This is a genomic window from Enterococcus sp. DIV1059_2 (assembly GCF_051713685.1).
GTDB lineage: Bacteria > Bacillota > Bacilli > Lactobacillales > Enterococcaceae > Enterococcus_D > Enterococcus_D casseliflavus.
The window spans coordinates 715,604-738,257 of the sequence record NZ_JBIOQK010000001.1; the positions used below are offsets into that span (position 1 = coordinate 715,604).

20 protein-coding genes and 1 other annotated feature are annotated in these 22,654 nt (G+C 44.6%); of the genes, 17 read left to right on the forward strand and 3 right to left on the reverse strand.

Annotated features, from left to right (window positions below):
* The first annotated feature begins 33 nt into the window (after window positions 1–33).
* The 8 genes from thiI (at window position 34) to IGI72_RS03420 (ending at window position 9,451) form a co-directional block, all read left to right on the forward strand.
* A complete protein-coding gene (gene thiI, locus IGI72_RS03385; protein ID WP_005225147.1) occupies window positions 34–1,242 on the forward strand; it encodes a tRNA uracil 4-sulfurtransferase ThiI in 1,209 nt (402 codons plus the stop codon).
* 154 nt (window positions 1,243–1,396) lie between these two features.
* Window positions 1,397–2,050 (forward strand): redox-sensing transcriptional repressor Rex, encoded by a 654-nt coding sequence (locus IGI72_RS03390; RefSeq protein ID WP_005225148.1) that lies wholly within the window; start codon window positions 1,397–1,399, stop codon window positions 2,048–2,050.
* A 65-nt stretch (window positions 2,051–2,115) separates the two neighbouring features.
* Window positions 2,116–2,607, forward strand: coding sequence for a thiol peroxidase (gene tpx, locus IGI72_RS03395; protein ID WP_010747457.1), 492 nt, complete (start codon window positions 2,116–2,118; stop codon window positions 2,605–2,607).
* A 57-nt stretch (window positions 2,608–2,664) separates the two neighbouring features.
* Window positions 2,665–2,899: a binding site (T-box leader), on the forward strand.
* 603 nt (window positions 2,900–3,502) lie between these two features.
* The gene (locus IGI72_RS03400) at window positions 3,503–6,148 is read left to right on the forward strand and encodes a valine--tRNA ligase (RefSeq protein ID WP_016611927.1); all 2,646 of its coding nucleotides are present in this window, start codon (window positions 3,503–3,505) and stop codon (window positions 6,146–6,148) included.
* A 147-nt stretch (window positions 6,149–6,295) separates the two neighbouring features.
* Complete coding sequence (locus IGI72_RS03405) at window positions 6,296–7,609, forward strand: bifunctional folylpolyglutamate synthase/dihydrofolate synthase (RefSeq protein ID WP_015509046.1); 1,314 nt, start codon at window positions 6,296–6,298, stop codon at window positions 7,607–7,609.
* Entirely contained in the window at window positions 7,602–8,276 is a 675-nt protein-coding gene (locus tag IGI72_RS03410) for an HAD family hydrolase (protein WP_005225153.1), read from the forward strand. Before IGI72_RS03405 ends, IGI72_RS03410 begins: the two co-directional genes overlap by 8 nt.
* Window positions 8,277–8,358: 82 nt before the next feature.
* Window positions 8,359–9,051 carry a RadC family protein gene (gene radC / locus IGI72_RS03415; protein ID WP_005225154.1) on the forward strand — a complete coding sequence of 231 codons (693 nt, stop codon included), beginning with the start codon at window positions 8,359–8,361 and terminating at the stop codon, window positions 9,049–9,051.
* Between the two features lie 199 nt (window positions 9,052–9,250).
* Window positions 9,251–9,451: a cold-shock protein gene (locus IGI72_RS03420; RefSeq protein WP_005225155.1), complete on the forward strand. Its 201-nt coding sequence runs from the start codon at window positions 9,251–9,253 to the stop codon at window positions 9,449–9,451.
* A 144-nt stretch (window positions 9,452–9,595) separates the two neighbouring features.
* Here the strand turns inward: IGI72_RS03420 and rnjA are convergent, their stop codons facing one another.
* Both rnjA and IGI72_RS03430 read right to left on the reverse strand, forming a co-directional pair.
* On the reverse strand, window positions 9,596–11,275 hold the full coding sequence (gene rnjA, locus IGI72_RS03425) for a ribonuclease J1 (RefSeq protein ID WP_005225156.1): 1,680 nt from the start codon (window positions 11,273–11,275) through the stop codon (window positions 9,596–9,598).
* 1 nt (window position 11,276) lies between these two features.
* Window positions 11,277–11,489, reverse strand: a complete 213-nt coding sequence (locus IGI72_RS03430) for a DNA-directed RNA polymerase subunit epsilon (RefSeq protein WP_005225157.1) — start codon at window positions 11,487–11,489, stop codon at window positions 11,277–11,279.
* Window positions 11,490–11,890: 401 nt separating this feature from the next.
* Here IGI72_RS03430 and IGI72_RS03435 point away from each other — a divergent pair, with 401 nt between their 5' ends.
* The 3 genes from IGI72_RS03435 to IGI72_RS03445 all read left to right on the forward strand — a co-directional run bounded on the left by IGI72_RS03435 (window position 11,891) and on the right by IGI72_RS03445 (window position 16,034).
* Entirely contained in the window at window positions 11,891–13,624 is a 1,734-nt protein-coding gene (locus IGI72_RS03435) for an ABC transporter ATP-binding protein (protein WP_438753141.1), read from the forward strand.
* A complete protein-coding gene (locus IGI72_RS03440; RefSeq protein ID WP_005225159.1) occupies window positions 13,621–15,378 on the forward strand; it encodes an ABC transporter ATP-binding protein in 1,758 nt (585 codons plus the stop codon). The genes IGI72_RS03435 and IGI72_RS03440 overlap by 4 nt, the downstream gene beginning before the upstream one ends.
* A gap of 62 nt (window positions 15,379–15,440) precedes the next feature.
* Window positions 15,441–16,034, forward strand: coding sequence for a gamma carbonic anhydrase family protein (locus IGI72_RS03445; RefSeq protein WP_005231095.1), 594 nt, complete (start codon window positions 15,441–15,443; stop codon window positions 16,032–16,034).
* Window positions 16,035–16,096: 62 nt separating this feature from the next.
* Here the strand turns inward: IGI72_RS03445 and clpP are convergent, their stop codons facing one another.
* Window positions 16,097–16,687: an ATP-dependent Clp endopeptidase proteolytic subunit ClpP gene (gene clpP / locus IGI72_RS03450; protein ID WP_005225161.1), complete on the reverse strand. Its 591-nt coding sequence runs from the start codon at window positions 16,685–16,687 to the stop codon at window positions 16,097–16,099.
* 175 nt (window positions 16,688–16,862) lie between these two features.
* Between clpP and IGI72_RS03455 the strand changes: the two genes are divergently transcribed.
* The 6 genes from IGI72_RS03455 (at window position 16,863) to glnA (ending at window position 22,580) form a co-directional block, all read left to right on the forward strand.
* The gene (locus IGI72_RS03455) at window positions 16,863–17,381 is read left to right on the forward strand and encodes a hypothetical protein (protein ID WP_005231097.1); all 519 of its coding nucleotides are present in this window, start codon (window positions 16,863–16,865) and stop codon (window positions 17,379–17,381) included.
* Window positions 17,382–17,604: 223 nt separating this feature from the next.
* Window positions 17,605–18,354: a glycerophosphodiester phosphodiesterase gene (locus IGI72_RS03460; RefSeq protein ID WP_438753145.1), complete on the forward strand. Its 750-nt coding sequence runs from the start codon at window positions 17,605–17,607 to the stop codon at window positions 18,352–18,354.
* Window positions 18,351–19,268 carry a tRNA (adenosine(37)-N6)-dimethylallyltransferase MiaA gene (gene miaA, locus IGI72_RS03465; protein WP_005225164.1) on the forward strand — a complete coding sequence of 306 codons (918 nt, stop codon included), beginning with the start codon at window positions 18,351–18,353 and terminating at the stop codon, window positions 19,266–19,268. Before IGI72_RS03460 ends, miaA begins: the two co-directional genes overlap by 4 nt.
* Window positions 19,265–20,509, forward strand: coding sequence for a GTPase HflX (gene hflX, locus IGI72_RS03470; protein ID WP_438753147.1), 1,245 nt, complete (start codon window positions 19,265–19,267; stop codon window positions 20,507–20,509). The genes miaA and hflX overlap by 4 nt, the downstream gene beginning before the upstream one ends.
* A gap of 290 nt (window positions 20,510–20,799) precedes the next feature.
* A complete protein-coding gene (locus IGI72_RS03475) occupies window positions 20,800–21,180 on the forward strand; it encodes a MerR family transcriptional regulator (RefSeq protein ID WP_005225166.1) in 381 nt (126 codons plus the stop codon).
* A 59-nt stretch (window positions 21,181–21,239) separates the two neighbouring features.
* Entirely contained in the window at window positions 21,240–22,580 is a 1,341-nt protein-coding gene (gene glnA, locus IGI72_RS03480; protein WP_005225167.1) for a type I glutamate--ammonia ligase, read from the forward strand.
* The last annotated feature ends 74 nt before the right edge of the window (window positions 22,581–22,654 follow it).

Genomic DNA, 22,654 nt, shown 5'->3' on the forward strand with positions numbered 1-22,654 from the left:
TATAAAATCAATCCAAATCAAAGGAGTTTTCTCGTGAATTATTCAGAAATCATGGTTCGTTATGGCGAACTGTCAACAAAGGGCAAAAATCGTCGTAGTTTTATTATGCAATTAGCTTCAAACGTCAAACGTACCTTAGCAGATTATCCCCATGTCAAAGTTCATGCCGAGCGAGATCGCATGCACTTGCTATTGAACGGTGAAAACAGCCAAGAGATCATTCCTAAGCTGCAAAAAGTCTTTGGGATTCAAAACTTTTCCCCCAGCATTCGGGTCGAAAAAGATATCGAAGTATTAAAGAAAGCCGTTCAAGACGTCATGGCAGAGATCTATACGGGCGTTGAGACCTTCAAAATCACAGCCAAGCGCAGTGATCATTCGTTTGTGCAAGATAGCAACCAGTTGAATTTGACCTTAGGGAATGCGGTGATCGACCGTTTTCCTGATATCAAAGTCCAAATGAAAAAACCAGACATCAATTTGCGTGTAGAAATACGGATCGATGGCGCTTATTTGTCTTATGAAACGATCCAAGGAGCAGCCGGGCTGCCAGTGGGCACCAGTGGAAAGGGAATGTTGATGCTTTCTGGCGGTATCGATTCGCCAGTTGCAGGCTACTTTGCCATGAAACGCGGCGTTGAGATCGAAGCGGTCCATTTCGCAAGTCCTCCTTATACGAGTGAACAAGCGTTGCAAAAAGCCAAAGATTTAACGAAGAAGCTTGCGCCTTATGTGGGAAGCATCCAGTTTATCGAAGTTCCGTTTACAGAAATCCAAGAAGAAATCAAAAATCGTGTGCCACAAGGCTATTGGATGACCATCACCCGTCGGATGATGTTGCGTTTGACGGATGCGATTCGGGAAGCTCGTCATGGCTTGATCATCTTAAATGGTGAATCATTAGGACAAGTGGCTTCACAAACTTTGCATAGCATGGTCGCCATCAATGAAGTAACCAATACGCCGATCGTGCGCCCAGTAGCAACGATGGACAAATTGGAAATCATTGAAGTTGCCGAAGCCATTGATACCTTTGAATTATCAGTTCAGCCATTTGAGGATTGCTGCACAATCTTTGCACCTCCTCAACCAAAGACGCGCCCAAGACTGGATAAGGTCCACCAATATGAAGAACGTCTCGATATCGAAGGGATGATGGAACGTGCGATGGCTGGGTTGAAACTGGAAGCAATCACGGCAAATCAAGAAAAAGCAGCAACGGAATTCGCTGAATTTTTATAATAAAACCCCGATTTTAATGCTACGACCACAACTGTTTTTGAACATTTGTGGTCGTTTTTCATCGAGTGAGAGAGTTTGTGAATATTTTCTTGCTATTGAAAATGGAACATGCTACACTCAATATGTGAATCATTTAACAAGGAGGGTGGACAGGATGGAAGCATTAAGAGATAAAAAACTTCCGAAAGCGACGGCAAAACGTTTGCCAGCTTATTTACGACACTTAAAATTACTGGATGCCTCTGGTATTCAGCGAATCAAATCGAAAGAGTTTGCAGAAATCACGCAAGTTCCTTCAGCCACGATCCGCCGAGATTTTTCTCATCTAGGAGAATTGGGCAGAAGTGGCTATGGCTATGATGTTCCCTATCTGATTGAGGTATTGAGCTATATCTTAGAAACCAATGAAGAGAAAAAAATCGCCTTGATTGGTTATGGAAATTTAGGAAAAGCGTTAGCCAACAACAATTTTCGCAGAAATGAAAATCTTTCCGTGGTCGCGGTTTTTGACAATGATCCAGAAATGATTGGTCAGACCATTAGTGGGCGTTATGTCTATGGAATGGATCAATTGGCGGAAGTCGTAGCAGAAAAAGGGATCACTGTAGCGATTTCGACCGTTCCTAGTCGTTATTCACAAATGGCGATCGATGCGATCGTGGATGCTGGGATCACAGCGATTTTAAATTTTGCCCCTGATCCCGTCATCGTGCCAAAAGATGTCAATATCCAATACATTGATTTGACGACAGAATTGCAAACATTGATCTTTTTTGATACGACCTACTCGCAAAAATCGAAAGTCTGAGCAAATCCTTTTCGTTTTTTGACAATCTTTCTTATACTGGGAGAAAATGCTATAGGAGAGATGTTATGCAAGTTACACGCAAAGAAACGGTTTATGAGATGCCTGGCAACCAACCAAAAGTAGGGGATAAAGCAGCTGATTTTCGCTTGAAAAGTTTAGAGGACAAGGAATACACACTGACTGATTTTTTAGGAAAACCAACGATCATCAGCGTGGTTCCCGATATTGTGACACGCGTCTGTGCATTGCAGACCAAGCGTTTCAACCAAGAGGCAAGTCAATTGGATGACATCCATTTTGTCACGATCTCTAACAATACAAAAGAAGAACAAGCGCAATGGTGCGGCCAAGAAGGTGTTGACATGATCATGCTTCATGATCCGGCGAATACCTTCGGTGAGGCCTATCAAATCATGATCCCAGACTTCGGTCATTTTGCCCGAGCAATTTTCGTTTTAGACCGTGAAGGCGTGATCCAACACGTTGAGATCGTGCCTGAGATCTCCCACGAACCGGATTATCAAGCAGCCATTGATGCTGCGAAAGCAAACCTCTGATTGACTTTCAAAAAAGTTCATTGTAGAATGTAGCAAGATGAAACAAGAATCTATGATAGCAAGACAATGTTCAAGAGGAGTATCAGTGACCCTGGCGGTCAGAGAGAAGTCGGTCGGTGCAAGACTTCCCCAGACACTGAAAAGGTAGCTTGAAGGTCTTTGATCCGAACCACGGTTTGTTTCTTGCAGACAAAGCCGCACAGTAAGATCAAGCGCGTCGTGAACGTTACCTCACGTCAAAGTGGCAGAGCAATCTGCAATTTAGGTGGTACCGCGTATCAGCGCCCTAATGCCTCGGCATTAGGGCGCTTTTTGCTGTGAATCACTATGATTGGCTTGCGGAGCAAGACAGAATAGATGATGAACAGTACTAGGCGACCATAGGGAGCGTAGTAACCATACTAGGAATCACTATGATTGGCTTGCGGAGCAAGACAGAATAGATGATGAACAGTACTAGGCGACCATAGGGAGCGTAGTAACCATACTAGGAATCACTGCGATTGGCTTGCGAAGCAAGACAGAATAGATGATGAACAGTACTAGGCGACCATAGGGAGCGTAGTAACCAAACTAGGAATCACTATGATTGGCTTGCGAAGCAAGACAGAATAGATGATGAACAGTACAAGAAGTCATCAAAACTGGTCCACGAAGCGAGTCAGATCGGTTGCCAAAAGCCCTAAGACACAATAGCGGATCACGGAAGTGTGCCTTGACCTCTGTAAGCAACGTTTTTTTTACGAACAACAAGCGTGGCGTCAACAAACAGCTGATATTTACCACGGCACTAATCCTGAACGATTCAAACATTGTCACGCTTTACCCAGCAACAGGCACAAAAAAACCACACCAACCATTACGTCTAAAAAACGTAACTTTAGGAGGACCAACTATGACAGAAACTGAAAATCTATCCACCAAGTACAATCCCCAAGAAGTAGAAGCGGGGCGCTACCAAGATTGGTTAGAACATGACCGTTTTAAACCAAGCGGCAACAAAGAAGCAAAACCTTATTCTATCGTGATTCCACCACCAAACGTAACAGGAAAATTGCACTTAGGTCATGCCTGGGATACCACGTTACAAGACATCATCATTCGTCAAAAACGGATGCAAGGGTATGACACCTTATGGCTACCAGGAATGGACCATGCCGGAATCGCTACCCAAGCCAAAGTAGAAGAAAAGCTGCGGGAACAAGGAATTTCTCGCTATGACCTTGGTCGGGAAAAATTCGTTGAACAAGTATGGGATTGGAAAGAAGAATATGCCGGTCACATTCGGGAACAATGGGCGAAACTAGGCTTATCCCTAGACTATAGCCGTGAACGATTCACGTTAGATGATGGATTATCCGAAGCAGTTCGCAAAGTTTTCGTGACGCTATATGAAAAAGGCTTGATCTATCGTGGCGAGTACATCATCAACTGGGATCCGCAAGCCCGCACGGCATTATCTGATATTGAAGTGATCCACAAAGACATCGAAGGTGCTTTTTACCATATGTCTTACGAATTAGCAGATGGCAGCGGTGTGGTGGAGATCGCAACGACTCGTCCAGAAACGATGCTGGGGGATACAGCAGTCGCGGTTCATCCAGAAGATGAACGTTATCAAGCATTGATTGGTAAAAAAGTGATTTTGCCTTTGGTCAATAAAGAGATCCCAATCATCGCAGATGAGTACGTGGACCAAGAATTTGGAACTGGGGTCGTAAAAATCACTCCTGCCCATGACCCGAATGACTTTGAGGTCGGTAACCGCCATGACCTACCACGGGTCAATGTCATGAATGATGACGGAACAATGAACGACTTAGCAGGTACTTATGCAGGCATGGATCGTTTTGCTGCTCGTAAGCAAATCGTGAAAGACTTAGAGGCGTTAGGTCGTCTGATCAAAATCGAAAAAATGGTTCATAGCGTAGGGCACTCAGAACGGACAGGCGTAGTAGTCGAACCTCGTTTATCGACACAATGGTTCGTAAAAATGGAACCATTAGCAAAACAAGCCATCGACAACCAAGAAACCGACGATGCGGTGGACTTTTATCCGCCACGTTTCAACCAAACATTCTTACGTTGGATGGAAAATGTCCATGACTGGGTGATCTCTCGTCAGTTGTGGTGGGGCCATCAAATCCCAGCTTGGTACCACAAAGAAACGGGAGAAATGTATGTAGGACTTGAAGCGCCAGCGGATGCCGAAAATTGGCAGCAAGATCCAGACGTATTGGATACCTGGTTTAGTTCTGCTTTATGGCCGTTTTCAACAATGGGGTGGCCAGATGAAAACAATGAAGATTTCCAACGCTACTTCCCAACCAATACATTAGTGACTGGCTATGATATTATCGCATTTTGGGTAAGCCGTATGATCTTCCAAAGCTTGGAATTTACTGGCAAACGACCATTTGAAAATGTCTTGATCCACGGATTAATCCGTGATGAACAAGGCCGCAAAATGAGTAAGTCGCTTGGAAACGGGATCGATCCGATGGAAGTCATTGAACAATACGGTGCCGATGCATTGCGTTGGTTCTTATCAAATGGCTCTGCACCGGGACAAGACGTGCGTTTCAGCTATGAAAAAATGGATGCCGCTTGGAACTTCATCAATAAAATTTGGAATGCTTCCCGTTTCGTCTTGATGAATGTCAGCGAAATGACTGCCGAAGACATTGATTTTTCTGGTGAAAAATCAGTGGCGGATCGTTGGATCTTGACGCGCTTGAATGAAACGATTGAAAAAGTCACTGACCTTTTTGAACGCTTCGAATTTGGGGAAGCGGGTCGTCAATTATACAACTTTATCTGGGATGATTTCTGTGACTGGTACATTGAAATGTCGAAAGAAACCTTATACGGTGACAATGAAGCAGCGAAACAAGTCAATAAGAGCATCTTAGTCCATGTTCTTGATCAAATTTTACGCTTGTTGCACCCAATCATGCCATTTGTTACAGAAGAAATCTGGAGCAAACTGCCGCATACAGGGGAATCATTAGTTGTTGCTGAGTATCCACAAGTGGCACCAGAATGGACCGATGAAAAAGCGGCGCAAGGGATGGAAGTGTTGAAAGAATTGATTCGTTCGGTTCGAAACATCCGTGCAGAAGTAAACACACCACTTTCGAAACCAATCACTTTGCTGATCCAAGCAAATGAGCCTGAGATCGAAGAATTCTTGATCGCCAACAAAAACTATATCGAACGCTTCTGTAATCCAGAAGAACTAGAAATCTCTAACAGCTTACAAGCCCCTGAATTGGCGATGTCAGCCATCCTATCAGGCGCGACGATCTACTTGCCGCTAGCTGGGTTGATCAACATTGAAGAAGAAATCGCGCGTTTGGAGAAAGAACTAGCGAAGTTCACCCAAGAAGTTCAACGGGTACAAGGCAAATTGGCAAATGAACGCTTCGTTGCCAATGCACCAGAGGAAGTCGTAGCACAAGAACGCAGCAAAGAAGCCGATTATCTTGAAAAACAAAAAGCAGTCCAAGAACGGATCGAGCAATTGCGCACGATTCAATAGGAAGCGTCGACTGTCTGCAAACAAGCATCTCTTGTAGATGCTTGTTTTTGCGTAATCGATAGAAACCGTCAAACAAATTTCTCGTTTAAAGGAAAGAAATTGGGAAAGCTGTGGGATTTTTGATAAAATAAGAGCGAGGTGAAGGAGATGACAAGCGAAGAAGCAACAGCGTGGATCCATTCGCGTTTGGCATTTGGGCAAAGACCCGGATTGATGCGTGTCGAAGCATTATTAAAACGAATGGGCAATCCTGAAAAAAACATAACCATGATCCATATCGCCGGCACGAATGGCAAAGGATCAACCGTCAGCTATTTGCGCAGTCTTTTAGAAGAAGCTGGGCAGCAAGTGGGGACTTTTACTTCCCCGCACATTGAAGCGTTCAATGAACGGATCGAAATCAATGGACAATTTATATCAGATGAGGATTTGGTCGCTTGGGTGGAAAAAATCCAGCCGCTGGTTGCTGAAATCGATCGTGATGAAACCTTGACGGGCATCACTCAGTTTGAGATCATTACTGCCATGGCATTAGGCTATTTTGAAGAAAAAAACGTCGATGTTGCGATAATGGAAGTTGGCCTAGGGGGACTTTTAGATAGTACCAACGTTATTTCCCCGATGTTGACAGCGATCACGACGATCGGCATGGATCATATGGATGTCTTAGGCGATACCATTGAAAAAATCGCTGCCCATAAGGCGGGGATCATCAAGCCACAAATTCCCCTTGTGACTGGCAATATCGTTGAAAGCGCGCTTTCGGTGATCGATTTGAAAGCTGCAGAAGCACAGGCACCTGCGTATCATGCAGGGCAAGAGTACCGTGTGACCTATCGTCATCCTGATGAAGAGTGGGGCGAATTGTTTGATTTTGAAAATGAGCATGGCAAAATCAAAGGCTTGAAAACACCGATGTTAGGCCGCCATCAACCAGAAAATGCCGGTGTTGCGATCCAATTGTACAGTCTGTATTGCGACCTACGGCAGCTGCCATTTTCAGCTAAAGAAATTCGCAATGGGCTAAGAAAAGCCTATTGGCCCGCCCGAATGGAACGAATCAGCAGTGAACCACTGGTGATCATCGATGGCGCCCATAACGTGCATGCCATGGCTCGCTTGGTGGATACGATGAAAGAAGAGTTCAGCGACTATCGCATCCATGTGCTGTTCTCAGCCTTAGAAACCAAAAACGTCAATGAGATGCTTCAGCAATTGCTGGCAATTCCGCAAGCCGAGATTTATTTAACGACCTTTGATTTCCCAAAAGCATTGCATTTAGCAGACGGCTATCAGGAACTCGATGAAAAACGAATCTCAACCGTCTCTTTATGGCAGTTTGGCTTGGCAGAATTATTAGAAAAAATGACCAATGAAGATTTGCTGCTGGTGACAGGATCGTTGTATTTTGTTTCAGAAGTTCGTGAATTGTTGTTGGCAATAGGAGGAAGAAATGGCTAAGTTACGTGGTGTGATTTTCGATATGGACGGCTTGATTTTTGACACGGAGCTGCTCTATTACCAGGCTACTCAAATCGTGGCGGATCAAATGGGAATTCCCTATACAAAAGAGTTGTATTTAGCTTATGTGGGGGTCTCGGATGAAGAAGTCTGGGCAGCTTACCATGAGCGGTTCGACGAAGCCTTTGGCCATCAAATGATCGAAGACTTTATCCAAGCGGCTTTTCAGCAAACGCTGGAAATGTTCCAACGGGGCGAGGCTGAATTGAAGCCGGGCATCCACGAGTTATTGCATTATCTTGATGAGAAAAAGATTCCCCGAGTGTTGGCGTCTAGCAACCAGCGCAAAGTGATCGATACCTTGCTGGAAGCAGCAGGCTTAACGGCGGAATTTCCTGAGATCGTCTGCTTTGATGATGTCACACGGGCAAAACCAGATCCTGAGATTTTTGAAAAAGCCCACGCATTATTGGCGGTACCAAAAGAAGAATTGGTGATCCTTGAAGATTCGGCTAACGGTATTCATGCTGCTCATGGGGCAGGGATCTCAGTCATTATGATTCCCGATTTGATCGCGCCGACGACCATCATTGAAGAAAAAGTCTTGAAAGTCTTACCATCACTAGAGGATGTCCCAGATTTTCTAGAAACCGCCTTTTCGATCTAGCTGCGATTTTTTGCGCACCTGATTCATGAAATACTCTCTCCTTTGCGTATCTTTTATTAGACCGACGCAAAGGAGTTTTTTTATGATCAATGAAACAGTGATTCCCCAAAGCTCGTTTCCCCGAGAGCGTTTAGTAGAATATGGAGTGGATGCCCTTTCGAATCAAGAATTATTGGCCATTTTGCTGCGAACTGGCTCACGTCCTCTGAATGTCCTCGAATTAGCGGCCAGTGTCTTGAATCGTTTTCAAGAATTGTATGAACTAAAGCAAGCGACGATCGATGAATTACAAGAAATTCGCGGCGTCGGACAAATCAAAGCCATCGAGATTAAAGCGATGGTTGAATTAGGTGTGCGAATCCAGCGCTCCGCTCAACCAAAGTACGGTAAGGTCAACTCTAGTATGGCGATCGCCCATCAGTTGATCCAAGAGTTGAAGGATTGTCGTCAAGAGCATTTACTAGGGCTATATTTGAATACGAAAAATGAGATCATTCAGAAAAAAACGATCTTCATCGGATCGTTGAATCAGTCGATCGCTCACCCACGGGAGATTTTTCATTGGGCGGTACGCTACAGTGCCGCCCGAGTGATCGTCGTCCACAACCATCCCAGCGGCAGTCCCCAAGCCTCAGAGGCAGATCTGCTGTTTACACGCCGCTTGATCAAGTGCGGAGACTTGATGGGGATCGACATATTGGATCATTTGATCATTGGCGACAATGCCTATGTCAGTTTGCGAGAAGAGGGGCTGTGGCAACAGGAAGACGTGTGAAAATAAGCCGAGTTTGCGAACATTATTAAAAATAAAGGTGAATTGTCTAATCGTCTGTCTTGCAAAAAAATACGGGCAAGTGTAAAATATTATTGTAATTTTGTTTGCTGAATAGATGTTGAAACGCACGTTAGGCCTCTATCGCACAAAGGCAATGTTACACACAATTAAGTGCTTATGCACGAGGAGGTTTTTTTTAATGGAACAAGGTACAGTAAAATGGTTCAATGCTGAAAAAGGGTTTGGTTTTATCTCTCGCGAAGACGGTACAGACGTATTTGTACACTTTTCAGCGATCCAAGGTGAAGGATTCAAAACTTTAGAAGAAGGTCAAGCAGTAACTTTCGACGTGGAAGATTCTGATCGTGGACCTCAAGCAGTTAACGTAAACAAAGCGTAAGCTTTCAAACAAACTGCCAGTAAGAGCACTTTGAAATCAAAAACCCCAAAAGACCATCGATTCGATGGTCTTTTTTTTGCTTTTTATAACGGAAAGGAAAAAGGGTAGTTCTCAGTAACCTGAGAACTACCCTCGCATGTGAGACTATAAATCGTCCGGCGTCATGATCATCGAAAGGATCATTGGATGACGCTCGGTTTTTTCAAATAGGAATGGCTGTAACGCCGAAGACATCGCTTCTCTTAATTTGTGTTCTGTTGGGTCTGGTTGGTTCAAGACTTCCCGCAATGCACGGAAGAGGATCTGCTGTGCTTCGTTGATCATCTCGCCAGATTCCCGCATATAAACAAACCCACGAGAAAGGATATCTGGTCCAGCAAGGACTTCTTTCTTCGCCACATCGACTGTCGCGACAGCTAAGACGAGGCCTTCTTCTGAAAGAATGCGACGATCTCGTAAGACGACATTTCCGATATCACCGATACCGCTGCCGTCAACATAAACATCATTGGCATTGAAATGACCAGCCAAGCGAGCGGTATCCGCTGTTAAGGCCAACATGTCACCATTTTCCATAATGAAACAATTTTCTTTTGGTACACCGACATCTTGTGCCAACTGGGTGTGGATGTTCAGCATCCGAAATTCCCCATGGACAGGCATAAAGAATTTTGGCTTCATTAGACGCAACATCAGTTTTTGTTCTTCTTGGCCACCGTGACCAGAAGTATGGATGTTGTTCAATTTGCCATGGATCACGTTTGCGCCAGCTTCCAACAACAAGTTGATCAGCTGATTGACACTCGTGGTATTTCCTGGGATCGGTGAGCTTGAGAAAATCACGGTATCATCTGGGTGAATTTGGATTTGACGGTGAGTCCCGTTGGCAATCCGACTCAAAGCAGCCATTGGCTCTCCTTGAGAACCCGTACAAAGGATCATGGTTTCGTTTGCAGGCAAACGGTTGATCTCATGAGATTCCACAAAGGTTCCATCTGGCACCTTGATATAGCCAAGGCGCTGTCCGTTGACGATTGCATTTTCCATACTGCGTCCAAAAACGGCGATTTTACGTCCAGTCGCAACCGCCGCATCTGCAGCTTGTTGGAGACGGAAAATGTTGGAGGCAAAGCTGGCAAAAATGATCCGACCATCGATTTTTTCAAAAATCTTTTGGATCGAGCTGCCGATCGTTTTTTCTGATTTGGTAAAGGTCGGAATCTCTGCATTGGTACTATCGGAAAGGAGGCAAAGGACGCCTTCTTCACCAATTTTTGCCATTTTGTGCAAGTTTGCTGGTTCGCCCACAGGCGTAAAGTCAAACTTGAAATCGCCAGTTGCGACGATATTGCCAGAAGGTGTTTTGACAACGACACCTAAAGCATCAGGGATACTGTGAGTCGTTCGGAAGAAGCTGATGGATGTTTTACGGAAACGAATCACCGTATCTTCATTGATTTCGTGTAATTCCGCATCCCGCAATAAGCCATGCTCATCTAATTTGTTGGTGATCAAAGCAAGTGCCAAGGGTCCCGCATAGATCGGGATATTGGCTTCCCGCAACAAGTAAGGGATTCCGCCAATATGGTCTTCGTGACCATGAGTGACGATCAAGCCTTTGACTTTCGGTAAATTTTGAACGATGTAGCTATAATCGGAAATGACATAGTCGATCCCAAGCAGTTCATCTTCGGGGAATTTGATTCCCGCGTCAATTAAGATGATCTCATCTTGGAATTGAACCCCATAACAGTTTTTTCCGATTTCGCCAAGTCCACCGACGCCGAATACGCCAGTCTCATTATTTTTCAGCGAAACTTTCATCTTAAAACTCCGCTAATTTGAAATCAGCGTTTTCTTTTTCGTAAGCTAAATGTTTTTCATCTAGTTCTTGAACGAACTCGATGTTGTATGGGGTATTTTGTTCAACCAGACGGCGTGCGATCACTGCATCGTCTGCTTCAATGTACAAAGAGTGGGTTTGTTCTCTCTTTGGGTTGCGGTCTTTTGTTTCTTGGTAATAAATTTTGTAAATCATATCTTTTCTCCTTTATCTGCTTTTCGCAGTAGTCTATTTGGTTGATGAATTCGCTGCATCACAAAATCGAGGTCCGAATAAAGTGACCTGAAAAGAAGGCTTCGAGAGCCGCTGCATGCTTTTTTCAGACAATCGTTGTGAGAAAAAAGAGAAAGCCTCGTCTTTGCTTTCCAAATGTCGTCATAAAAAATTCACCGGGTTTGTAAGTCGTTCCACTACAAGTATCCCTATTTTATCACAGAAAAACGAATAAGTATAGAAACTCGTCATTTTGAAAAGGCTTACTGAAAGAAAATGAAAGGACTATCGCTGAAGTTTGCTTTTTTTCGTTGAAAGTGCATTACAATAAGAATATTCCTATGCTATAGTAGAAGTAATGAAGTAAAAAAGGAGGGGATTTTTTGAAATTAATGTGGCACTACACGATGAGAAACAAGAAACTGCTGGTTTTTAATTTCATCTGTGTTTTTGGTTTTATTTTGATTGAATTAGGTTTGCCGACGTTATTGGCAAGAATGATCGACAAAGGGATCACCGCTGGTGATCGCGACTACATATGGAAAATGGGTGCGGCGATGATCGCGATCACCATTGTGGGGATCACGATGAACATTTTGTTAGGCTATTTCACGTCACGTATCACCACTAACATTGTGGCAGATATTCGTGACGATCTTTTTGAAAAAGTCCAAGGCTATTCACATACCGAATATGAAAAAATCGGGGTTTCATCATTGATCACCCGTGTGACCAATGATGCGTATCAAATCATGCTGTTTATGCAAAGCATCTTACGGACAGGTTTAATGACACCCATGATGTTTGTGGTCAGCTTGTACATGGTCATGCGGACAAGTACACAACTAGGGTTGTATGTTTTGGGGGCATTGCCGATATTGCTGATGGCCGTCATCGCCATTGCCAAAATCTCGGAACCCTTATCCACTAAACAACAAGCCAATCTAGATAAAATCAATGGCATCTTGCGGGAAAATCTCTCTGGTTTACGAGTGATCCGTGCCTTCGTCAATGAAAAATTTGAAGAAAAACGCTTTGGCAAAGTCAACCAAGCCTATGCTTCTAGTTCTCGCAGCTTGTTTCGCTTGATGGCAACAGCACAACCAGGCTTTTTCTTCTTATTCAATATCGTGATGATTTTGATTATTTGGACGGGAAGTATTCAAATCGATCAAGGGCAACTGCAGGTCGGTGACTTGATTGCATTTATCGAATACATCTTCCATGCGCTGTTTTCTTTCATGCTGTTTGCGACTGTCTTTACGATGTATCCACGAGCGGCGGTTTCTGCTCGTCGAATCCAAGAAGCGTTAGATGCGACTTCTGAAATCAAAGAGCCAGAACAGCCAGTGACTGAAACTAAGACGAAAGGCTTCTTGGAATTCAAAAATGTTACCTTTGCTTATCCAGGACATGCTCAAAGTCCAGTGATCCGTAATGTTAGCTTTACCGCTTCACCAGGGGAAACCGTGGCGTTTATCGGTAGTACTGGAAGTGGAAAATCAACCTTGATCCAATTGATCCCACGTTTTTACGACGTCAGTGAAGGCCAAGTTTTGGTGGATGGTGTTGACGTTCGGGATTACAGCTTAACGACGTTGCGCAACAAGATCGGGTTTATCCCTCAAAAAGCGTTGCTATTTACAGGGACGATCGCAGAAAACCTACGCTATGGGAAAGAAGATGCCACGCAAGCAGAGCTGGAACGAGCAGCCGAGATTGCGCAAGCGGCAGATTTCATTTCTCGCACACCAGATGGCTTTGATGCTCACTTGGCAGAAGGCGGAACCAACTTCTCTGGCGGACAAAAACAACGCCTAGCGATTGCCCGTGCGGTGATCCGCCAACCAGAGATCTATATTTTTGATGATAGTTTTTCTGCATTGGATTACCAAACGGATGCAAAATTGCGGGCACGCTTGAAAAAAGAAACCACAGAATCGACCGTTTTGATCGTTGCTCAACGAGTAGGAACGATCATGAATGCCGATAAGATCGTCGTCTTGAACGAAGGCGATGTGGTTGGCATCGGCACCCACAAAGAACTGCTGCAAACTTGTCCAGTATACTACGACATTGCGGCGTCACAATTATCAGAGGAGGAGTTGGCACAATGAAAGCAATCTCTTCTTTAAAACGGTTAGGTGCTTACATCAAACCGTACAAAGTACAATTTATCCTAGTCTTGCTGTTTACTGTTGCAACCGTCGGCTTCAATGCGGCAATGCCGTATGTTTCTGGATTACCGACGACAGAGATCAGCCGCAACATCGCTGCAGGCGAAGGCGTTAATTTTGATTACGTGATCCTTTGCTTGATCTGGATCGCAGTCGTCGGTGTCGGTTACTGTTTCTCACAATTGATGTCAGGGCTGCTGATCACCAACGTTGTCCAATCTGCGATGCGAGATCTGCGGCAAGACATTGAAGAAAAAATCAATCGTTTGCCCGTTTCTTACTTCGACCGCAACCAACAAGGGAATATCCTGTCACGGGTGACCAATGACGTGGATGCCGTCAGCGGTGCAATGCAGCAAGCCTTGATCGGGATCGTCAATGCCTTCTTAGGAATCGTTATGGCGGTTTCCATGATGTTTTACATCAATACCTACATGGCATTGGTTTCATTGATCATGATCCCAGCCTCCTTATTGATTTCTCGCACGATCGTCAAAAAGTCGCAAAAAGACTTCCAAGGCATGCAAAATGCGTTAGGGGATCTGAACGGCTACGTACAAGAAAACATGACTGGATTCAGTGTGTTGAAAGTGTATGGACGGGAAAAGCAAACACTTGAAGGGTTTAAAAACGTTAACCACCAGTTGCGCTATTACGGCTTTCGTTCTGCCTTTGTGTCAGGATTGATGATGCCGCTGGTGCAAATGACCGCTTACTTTACCTATATCGCAATGGCAGTCATGGGGAGCTTTTATGTGATCAGCGGCGTAATCGTTGTTGGTCAGCTGCAAGCGTTCATACAATACATTTGGCAAGTCAGTCAGCCAATGGGGAACATTACCCAGCTGTCTTCCGTCTTGCAAAGTGCCTCAGCAGCAGCAAAACGGGTCTTTGAAATCCTAGATGAGGAAGAAGAGCCAGTCAATCAAACGGATATCCAATTGCCAGAACAAATCAGAGGCGACGTGACCTTTGAACATGTCGGCTTTGCCTATGATCCGAAAAAACCGTTGATCAAAGACTTGAACTTTGAAGTCAAAGCTGGACAAACCGTGGCGATCGTGGGACCAACAGGTGCTGGGAAAACCACTTTGATCAATTTGTTGATGCGTTTTTATGATGTCAATGAAGGGGCCATCAAGATCGACGGCATCGACACGAAGAAAATGGAACGTCACGATGTTCGGTCACTATTTGGGATGGTCTTACAAGATGCATGGTTGTACGAAGGCACGATCGGCGACAACATTCGCTTTGGGAAATTAGATGCCACCGATTATGAAGTCGTTGATGCAGCGAAAACCGCCAACGTCGATCACTTCATTCGCACGATGCCAGACGGCTACGAAATGATCATCAACTCTGAAGGGGACAATGTCTCCTTGGGGCAAAAACAATTGTTGACCATCGCTCGGGCAGTCATCTCTGATCCGAAGATTTTGATTCTCGATGAAGCCACCAGTTCGGTGGATACCCGCTTAGAAGCGCTGATTCAAAAAGCAATGGATAAAGTGATGGAAGGTCGTACCAGCTTTGTGATCGCCCATCGTTTGTCAACGATTCGTGAAGCAGATCTGATCTTAGTGATGGATCAAGGGTCAATCATTGAAAAAGGCAATCACGAGACCTTGTTGGCAGCTGGCGGCTTTTATAGCCAACTGTACCAAAGCCAATTTTCAGAAGAAGCCGAGTAAACCCAAAAGAGCGTCCAGTCTGACTGGCGCTCTTTTTGCATTGTCGCAAGGGTGGTGCTATAGTGAAAAAAGAAAGCGCAGATCCGTTTATGGATTGGAAGGAGAAGTTGATGGACAAAGAACAATCAGGGAATGAAACCCACAAAACAGTTTCGCCAGCCTCGTTGCAAGGAACACCTTGTTTTGTGGCAAAAAATGCGACGATCGTAGGAAACGTGACTCTAGGAAAAGAGAGTACGGTCTGGTTTCAAGCAGTGATTCGAGGCGATGCCAATCGCATCGAAATCGGCGCGCGTACCAATATTCAAGATGGAACGATCATCCACGTTGATCACGATGCCCCGACGATCGTGGAAGACGATGTGACTGTTGGGCATCAGTGTATGCTTCATGGCTGTACCATCAAAAAAGGGGCGCTGATCGGCATGAGCTCGATTGTTTTGAATCATGCAGTGATCGGTGAAAATAGTTTGTTAGGTGCTGGTTCGTTAGTAACAGAAGGAACCGTCATTCCGCCCAATGTGTTGGCGTTTGGTCGTCCTGCACGAGTGATCCGCCCGTTGACAGAAGAAGAAATCGCCAAAAATCAGGCAAACATCACGCATTACGTGGAAAATGGGTATGCTTACCAACAGGGCGAATATGGTGAAGTCTGATGATGAACCAAAAGACGCAAAAAGGTGTACGAACTGCTTCGTACACCTTTTTTTATGCAAGCTTATTTCAATTTGTTTGATTCCATGATCTCGTCGATCAAGCCGTAATCTTTGGCTTCTTGTGCGGTCATGAAGTTGTCACGATCGGTGTCGCGTTCAATCACTTCGATTGGTTGACCGGTACGTTCTGACAAGATTTTGTTCAGACGTTCGCGGGTTGCCAAAATGTGGCGGGCAGCAATTTCGATCTCAGTTGCTTGTCCTTGTGCGCCACCTAATGGTTGGTGGATCATGATCTCTGCATTTGGTAATGCAAAGCGTTTGCCTTTTTCACCAGCGGTCAATAGGAATGAACCCATAGAAGCAGCCATCCCCATAACGATGGTTTGGACATCGGCTTTGATAAAGTTCATGGTATCAAAGATCGCTAGACCAGCAGTAACGCTTCCGCCAGGCGAGTTGATGTACAAGTAGATGTCTTTTTCAGAATCTTGCGCGTCCAAGAATAAAAGCTGAGCAATGATCGAGTTTGCTAAGTCATCGGTTACTTGACCACTCAACATAATGATCCGGTCTTTTAATAGACGAGAATAGATGTCATACGCTCTTTCACCGCGAGATGATTGTTCAATGACTGTAGGAATTAAATTCATAGTGATAGTCCTCCTAAAAATCGTTATAGATATAGTTTAGCATAAAGTTTTCTCAATATCTAAGAGATAGTATACCGATTAGGTCAAGAAAGGTCAAATAAAAAGTTCGTTATCTTTTTTGCGAAACTTTCAAATATGATACAATATGAAAAAAGGAATGAGGAAGGATCGAAGAATGGCAGTAGCAATAGCAGGTTTGATCGGCGTCTTAGTGGGCGCATTGTTAGTAACCATCATTTTTAATTTACGCATTCGGTATGAGGAGCAAAAAGAAAAACAACGCCGTTTGTTGGAGCATAAAGTCAAAGAAATCGAAACGTTGGTTTTATTGAATCAAAAAATCAGTGAGATTCTACAAAAACGGGTCATGCTGATGGATGAGTATGTCAGCTTTGATGCCTTTGACGACTGTTATATCACCATCGATGATTTTGCCTATCTACAATCTTTTGCGGCGCAAAACAGTTTTTATCTACCGAATTTTTTCTTGGAAGAATTTTTCAAAAAAATCGGGACACGTCGGGTGATTTTATCCCCAGAGGAAACTGTTAAAATCGGTGGGTATACCTATAAAGGCGGTCGGATCATTATGGAAAATTTCCTTGATCAATTAGTCGAAATGGTCAATGAGCGTAAAACCCAAATGAAAAACATGACGAGCGAACCGTTGACCTATTTTTCAAAAACGATTTGATTCTACTGATCAGCCGTTTTCCTTGGTTAAGGCAACCAAACCAGAGTATCGACGGTTGCGCTTTTTTAACTGATCACACACACTCTTACTGCGATCATAGTAAGGGTGTTTTTCTTTGACCGAAACAAAGCGTTATTATTCATTAAGAGGATCGAAACAAACAGAGGCTTTTTGGTTCTAGGAGATTCCATGGTAAAATAAAGAGTGAGAATGGAGTGAAAGAATGATGGTACAAATCGTTGCCCACCGCGGGAGTAGCGGCAACCGACCTGAAAACACGCTACCAGCATTTGCGGAAGCGGTGCGGGTCAAAGCTGATATCATTGAGTTAGATGTACATCTATCAAAAGATGGCGGCTTGATCGTCATGCATGATGAAACGGTTGATCGAACGACCAACGGCAAAGGTCGGATCTGTGACCTGACGGTTGCTGAACTAAAAGAACTCAATGCTGGCAGCTGGTTTTCTGAGGAATTTCAAGCCGCCAAAATCCCCACGCTAAAAGAAGTGTTGGATTTACTTGCAGCGAAGAATTATCGTGGCATTTTGACGATCGAATTAAAAACCGATCATTATGAGTATGAAGGAATCGAAGCCAAAGTATCCGACTTATTGAATAGCCAAGAATGGCCCTTCACTCATTGGTATTGTTCCTTCAATATCGAGACCTTGGATCGGATGCATGCGATCGAACCGGATGCGACCCTTGATTTTATTATGGGACGCGGGGAAGACAAACCACCGTTGGCGCTCAGCCGACAGTATATCGAAGGAATTCATCCTGCCTATCGCTGGGTTCAAGAGACAGCAACGGTCTTAACTGATTTTCCGATCGCGATCCGTCCGTGGACTGTCAACGAAGAAGCGGCGATTCGCACCTGCTTGGCTCTGGGGTTGACGGGGATCATCACCGATTTTCCAGAAAAAGCTCGGGCAATTGTGCAACAGGTCCGTGAGGAAACAAAAGGATGAAAAAAGTCTTAGTAATCGTGGGACCGACCGCAGTCGGCAAAACCGCCTTGAGTATCCAGTTAGCCCAAAAATACCATGGGGAGATCATCAGCGGGGATTCCATGCAAATTTACCGTCAGTTAGATATCGGTACCGCCAAAGTGACGAAGGAAGAAATGGCAGGGATTCCTCATCATTTGATCGATATTCGGGGGATGACGGAAGCATACTCTGCCGCTGATTTCCAGCAAATGGGGCGTGAAGCCATCGAGACGATCCAGCAGCAAGGAAAGCTGCCGATCGTTGTAGGGGGAACAGGGTTATACATCCAAGCGCTTTTGTATGACTTTCGTTTAGGGGCAGAAGAAGGCGACCCAACGATTCGTCAGCGTTACGAACAAGAAGCAGTAGTCATCGGCAAAGAAGCTTTATGGCAAAAGCTGCAGGCGGTCGATCCCTTGGCAGCAGCGAAGATCCACTACAACAATGAGCGGAAAGTGATTCGTGCGTTGGAGGTTTTTGAAACGACTGGCGAAAGTATCGCTGCACCAAAAGAGACACCACAAGCTTTGTACGATTTCTTCATGATCGGGTTAACCACTGAGCGAGAAGTGTTATACCAGCGAATCAATCAGCGGGTGGACTTGATGATGGATCAAGGCTTGATCGAAGAAGCAAAAGCTGTTTTGCAGTATCCAGAAACGCAAGCCGCCAAAGGGATCGGCTACAAGGAATTTTTGCCTTATTTTCAAGGGCAGGCCACATTGGAGGAGACCATTGAGCAAATCAAGCAAAACTCACGCCGCTACGCCAAGCGGCAGCTGACGTGGTTCAATAACCGAGCACAGCCCCGATGGATTGATTTAGTGAGGCAACCTGAAGAACAACGTACCCTTGAAACAGAAATCGACCAATGGTTGGAGGAGAAAAGATGAGCCAAGAACGTGTGATTCTTGTCGGAGTAGAAACGGAGAAAAACTATCTTCATTTTGATTCGTCAATGAAAGAATTGAAAAGCTTAACAAAAACCGCCAATGGTGAAGTTGTTTTTTCACTGGTGCAAAAACGGCAGCAAGTCGATCGACAAACCGTGATCGGCAAGGGGAAAGTTGCGGAATTGCAGCAGTTGGCAGAAGCACATGAAGCAGATCTAGTGATCTTCAATCATGAACTGACACCAAGGCAAAGCCAGTTGATCGGTGATGCGCTAGAAGTGCCAGTGATTGATCGCGTTCAGCTGATCCTTGATATTTTTGCGATGCGTGCCCGTTCCAAAGAAGGAAAGCTGCAAGTAGAATTGGCGCAGCTGGATTATTTGCTTCCACGCTTGATAGGGCAAGGAAAGAACATGTCTCGGCTAGGGGGCGGAATCGGAACGAGAGGGCCAGGGGAAACCAAGCTGGAGACCGATCGTCGACACATCCGCAACCGCATCACCATCATCAAACGGGAATTGAAGGAAGTGGCAGCCCATCGAGACCGGACACGCCAAAAGCGCAAAGACAGCCAAGTCTTTCAAATGGGCTTGATTGGTTATACCAATGCTGGAAAATCAACTATTTTAAACATTTTGACCAGTGCGGATACGTATGAGCAAGACCAGTTGTTTGCGACACTCGATCCTTTGACGAAACGCTGGCGGATGCCAGAAGGATTCGAAGTCACCATTACCGATACGGTTGGTTTTATCCAAGAATTGCCGACCCAATTGATTGATGCGTTTCATTCCACACTGGAGGAAAGTCAAAACATGGACTTCTTGCTGCATGTCGTCGATGCCAGTTCCGAAGAACGGGTCCAGCAAGAGGAGACGGTCTTAAAATTAATGGAGGAACTTTCTTTGACCCAATTACCGATGTTGACGGTCTACAATAAGGCGGATCGCATCGACGCCGATCAGTTTGTCCCAACGCTCTTTCCCAATGTCTTGATCTCAGCAAAGAGTACCAAAGGCAAAGAGCGCTTGACTCAGGCGATCAAAATGGAATTGATGCAGATCATGCAGCCTTATCATCTGGTGTTGCAAGCCTATGAAGGCAATGCGCTGAATCGTTTAAAACGGGAGTCGCTAGTGTTGAGCAATGCCTTCGATGAAGCAACACAGACCTATCATATCAAAGGATTTGCGCTGGAGGATACCTATCCACTACGCAGAATGGCGCAAGAACAAGAATAAACAGAAGCGGTGCAGCCGATGCACCGTTTTTTTTGTGGTGACAAAATTATGGAAGTATAAGTGGTTTGACTTCCTTCAAGTGCAAAACCCGAACATTTTTGGCTAAGGCACCATTTCTTCCAGAAAAAGGACTGCTTGAACATGCGATCAAATCAAGGACTCAGTGGAAAAATCAAAAAAAATTGCATTCATGTCACTTTTTCTAACATGAGGGGTTGACACGCAAAAAAAGAATTGGTATAGTTTCCATAAAGTTACGCAGCATCATTGAAACGGAGGGGAGCCAAGTTATGCGGGAAAAAGAATTGCGGCGCTCAATGTCAGTCTTTCCTATCGGAACAGTCATGAAATTGACCGATCTCACCGCCCGTCAAATTCGTTATTACGAAGAACAAGAATTGATCCACCCGGAACGCAGCGATGGCAATCGACGAATGTATTCGCTGAATGATATTGATACCTTGCTAGAGATCAAAGACTATCTTTCCGATGGACTGAACATGGCGGGAATCAAACGAGTTTATGAAATGAAAGTTGCCAAAGAAAAAGAAGCGAAGAACAAACCGCCGCTGACCGATGAAGATGTACGTCGAATTTTTTATGATGAACTCTTGGCTCAAGGTGGATTGAATCAACAACAGCCATACCAGCAAAAAGGTCCACGAATGTAGAGCACTTGTAGATCATTGCTGTGATATAAAATAAGAATTGGGAAAAAGGAAGGGATACTATGCCAAAATTTGAAAGAACTGCCGAAGACATCAAACAAATCGTAAAGGATGAGAACGTGCGCTTTTTACGCTTGATGTTTACTGATATTTTAGGAACGAACAAGAACGTTGAAGTACCTGTAAGTCAATTAGATAAAGTACTGGAAAACAAAATGATGTTTGACGGTTCTTCTATTGAAGGATTTGTCCGTATTGAAGAAAGTGACATGTATCTGTATCCTGATTTGTCCACCTGGATGATCTTCCCTTGGGAAAGTGAACATGGCAAAGTGGCTCGTTTGATCTGTGATATCTACAATCCAGATGGCACCCCATTTGCAGGCGACCCTCGCGGCAACTTAAAACGGGCATTAGCAGACATGCAATCCCTTGGTTTTACTTCTTTCAATCTTGGACCAGAACCCGAATTTTTCCTATTCAAATTAGATGAAGCAGGCGAAATCACAACTGAATTAAACGACAAAGGCGGCTACTTCGATTTTGCCCCAACCGATCTAGGGGAAAACTGCCGTCGCGATATCGTATTAGAATTAGAAAGCCTTGGCTTTGAAGTTGAAGCGTCTCACCATGAGGTGGCACCAGGGCAACACGAGATCGACTTTAAATATGCGGATGCAGTGGAAGCATGTGACAACATCCAAACCTTCAAGCTTGTCGTGAAAACCATTGCTCGTAAACACGGCTTGCATGCGACCTTTATGCCAAAACCATTATTCGGCATCAACGGTTCAGGCATGCACTGCAACATGTCCTTGTTCAAAGGTGATGAAAATGTCTTCTTTGATGAAGAAGGACCAATGCAATTAAGCCAAACAGCGTATCACTTCTTAGGCGGTTTGATCGAACACGCCCGTGCTTACACGGCTGTCTGCAACCCAACCGTCAACTCTTACAAACGCTTAGTGCCAGGTTACGAAGCGCCTGTATACGTGGCATGGTCAGGACGCAACCGTTCACCATTGATTCGGGTGCCAGAATCAAGAGGCTTGTCAACGCGTTTGGAATTGCGTTCAGTTGACCCATCCGCTAACCCATACTTAGCAATGGCTGTTTTATTACAAGCAGGACTTGATGGCGTTAGACGTGAGTTGACACCACCACCAGCTGTCGACCGCAACATCTATATCATGAACGAAACAGAACGTGCAGAAGCACAAATCGAAGATCTGCCATCAACGATTCACAATGCCATCAAAGCATTGCGCAAAGACCAAGTGATGATCGACGCCTTAGGCAAACACATCTATGCCAACTTTGTCGAAGCAAAACGATTAGAATGGGCAGCCTTCCGCCAAACAGTCTCCGAGTGGGAAAGAGAACAATACTTGGAACTCTATTAAAATCGCAAAAAAAGCCGCTAGAGATAAACAATCTAGCGGTTTTTTTATGATGAAACTAGCGTTTATCCTATTGA

Coding starts and splice junctions, on each gene's coding strand:
- IGI72_RS03455 (WP_005231097.1), top strand. CDS start 16,863: ATGGCAGTAGCAATAGCAGGTTTGATCGGCGTCTTAGTGGGCGCATTG.
- glnA (WP_005225167.1), top strand. CDS start 21,240: ATGCCAAAATTTGAAAGAACTGCCGAAGACATCAAACAAATCGTAAAG.
- tpx (WP_010747457.1), top strand. CDS start 2,116: ATGCAAGTTACACGCAAAGAAACGGTTTATGAGATGCCTGGCAACCAA.
- IGI72_RS03460 (WP_438753145.1), top strand. CDS start 17,605: ATGATGGTACAAATCGTTGCCCACCGCGGGAGTAGCGGCAACCGACCT.
- radC (WP_005225154.1), top strand. CDS start 8,359: ATGATCAATGAAACAGTGATTCCCCAAAGCTCGTTTCCCCGAGAGCGT.
- hflX (WP_438753147.1), top strand. CDS start 19,265: ATGAGCCAAGAACGTGTGATTCTTGTCGGAGTAGAAACGGAGAAAAAC.
- IGI72_RS03475 (WP_005225166.1), top strand. CDS start 20,800: ATGCGGGAAAAAGAATTGCGGCGCTCAATGTCAGTCTTTCCTATCGGA.
- clpP (WP_005225161.1), bottom strand. CDS start 16,687: ATGAATTTAATTCCTACAGTCATTGAACAATCATCTCGCGGTGAAAGA.
- IGI72_RS03405 (WP_015509046.1), top strand. CDS start 6,296: ATGACAAGCGAAGAAGCAACAGCGTGGATCCATTCGCGTTTGGCATTT.
- IGI72_RS03420 (WP_005225155.1), top strand. CDS start 9,251: ATGGAACAAGGTACAGTAAAATGGTTCAATGCTGAAAAAGGGTTTGGT.
- IGI72_RS03410 (WP_005225153.1), top strand. CDS start 7,602: ATGGCTAAGTTACGTGGTGTGATTTTCGATATGGACGGCTTGATTTTT.
- rnjA (WP_005225156.1), bottom strand. CDS start 11,275: ATGAAAGTTTCGCTGAAAAATAATGAGACTGGCGTATTCGGCGTCGGT.
- IGI72_RS03440 (WP_005225159.1), top strand. CDS start 13,621: ATGAAAGCAATCTCTTCTTTAAAACGGTTAGGTGCTTACATCAAACCG.
- miaA (WP_005225164.1), top strand. CDS start 18,351: ATGAAAAAAGTCTTAGTAATCGTGGGACCGACCGCAGTCGGCAAAACC.
- IGI72_RS03400 (WP_016611927.1), top strand. CDS start 3,503: ATGACAGAAACTGAAAATCTATCCACCAAGTACAATCCCCAAGAAGTA.
- IGI72_RS03430 (WP_005225157.1), bottom strand. CDS start 11,489: ATGATTTACAAAATTTATTACCAAGAAACAAAAGACCGCAACCCAAAG.
- IGI72_RS03390 (WP_005225148.1), top strand. CDS start 1,397: ATGGAAGCATTAAGAGATAAAAAACTTCCGAAAGCGACGGCAAAACGT.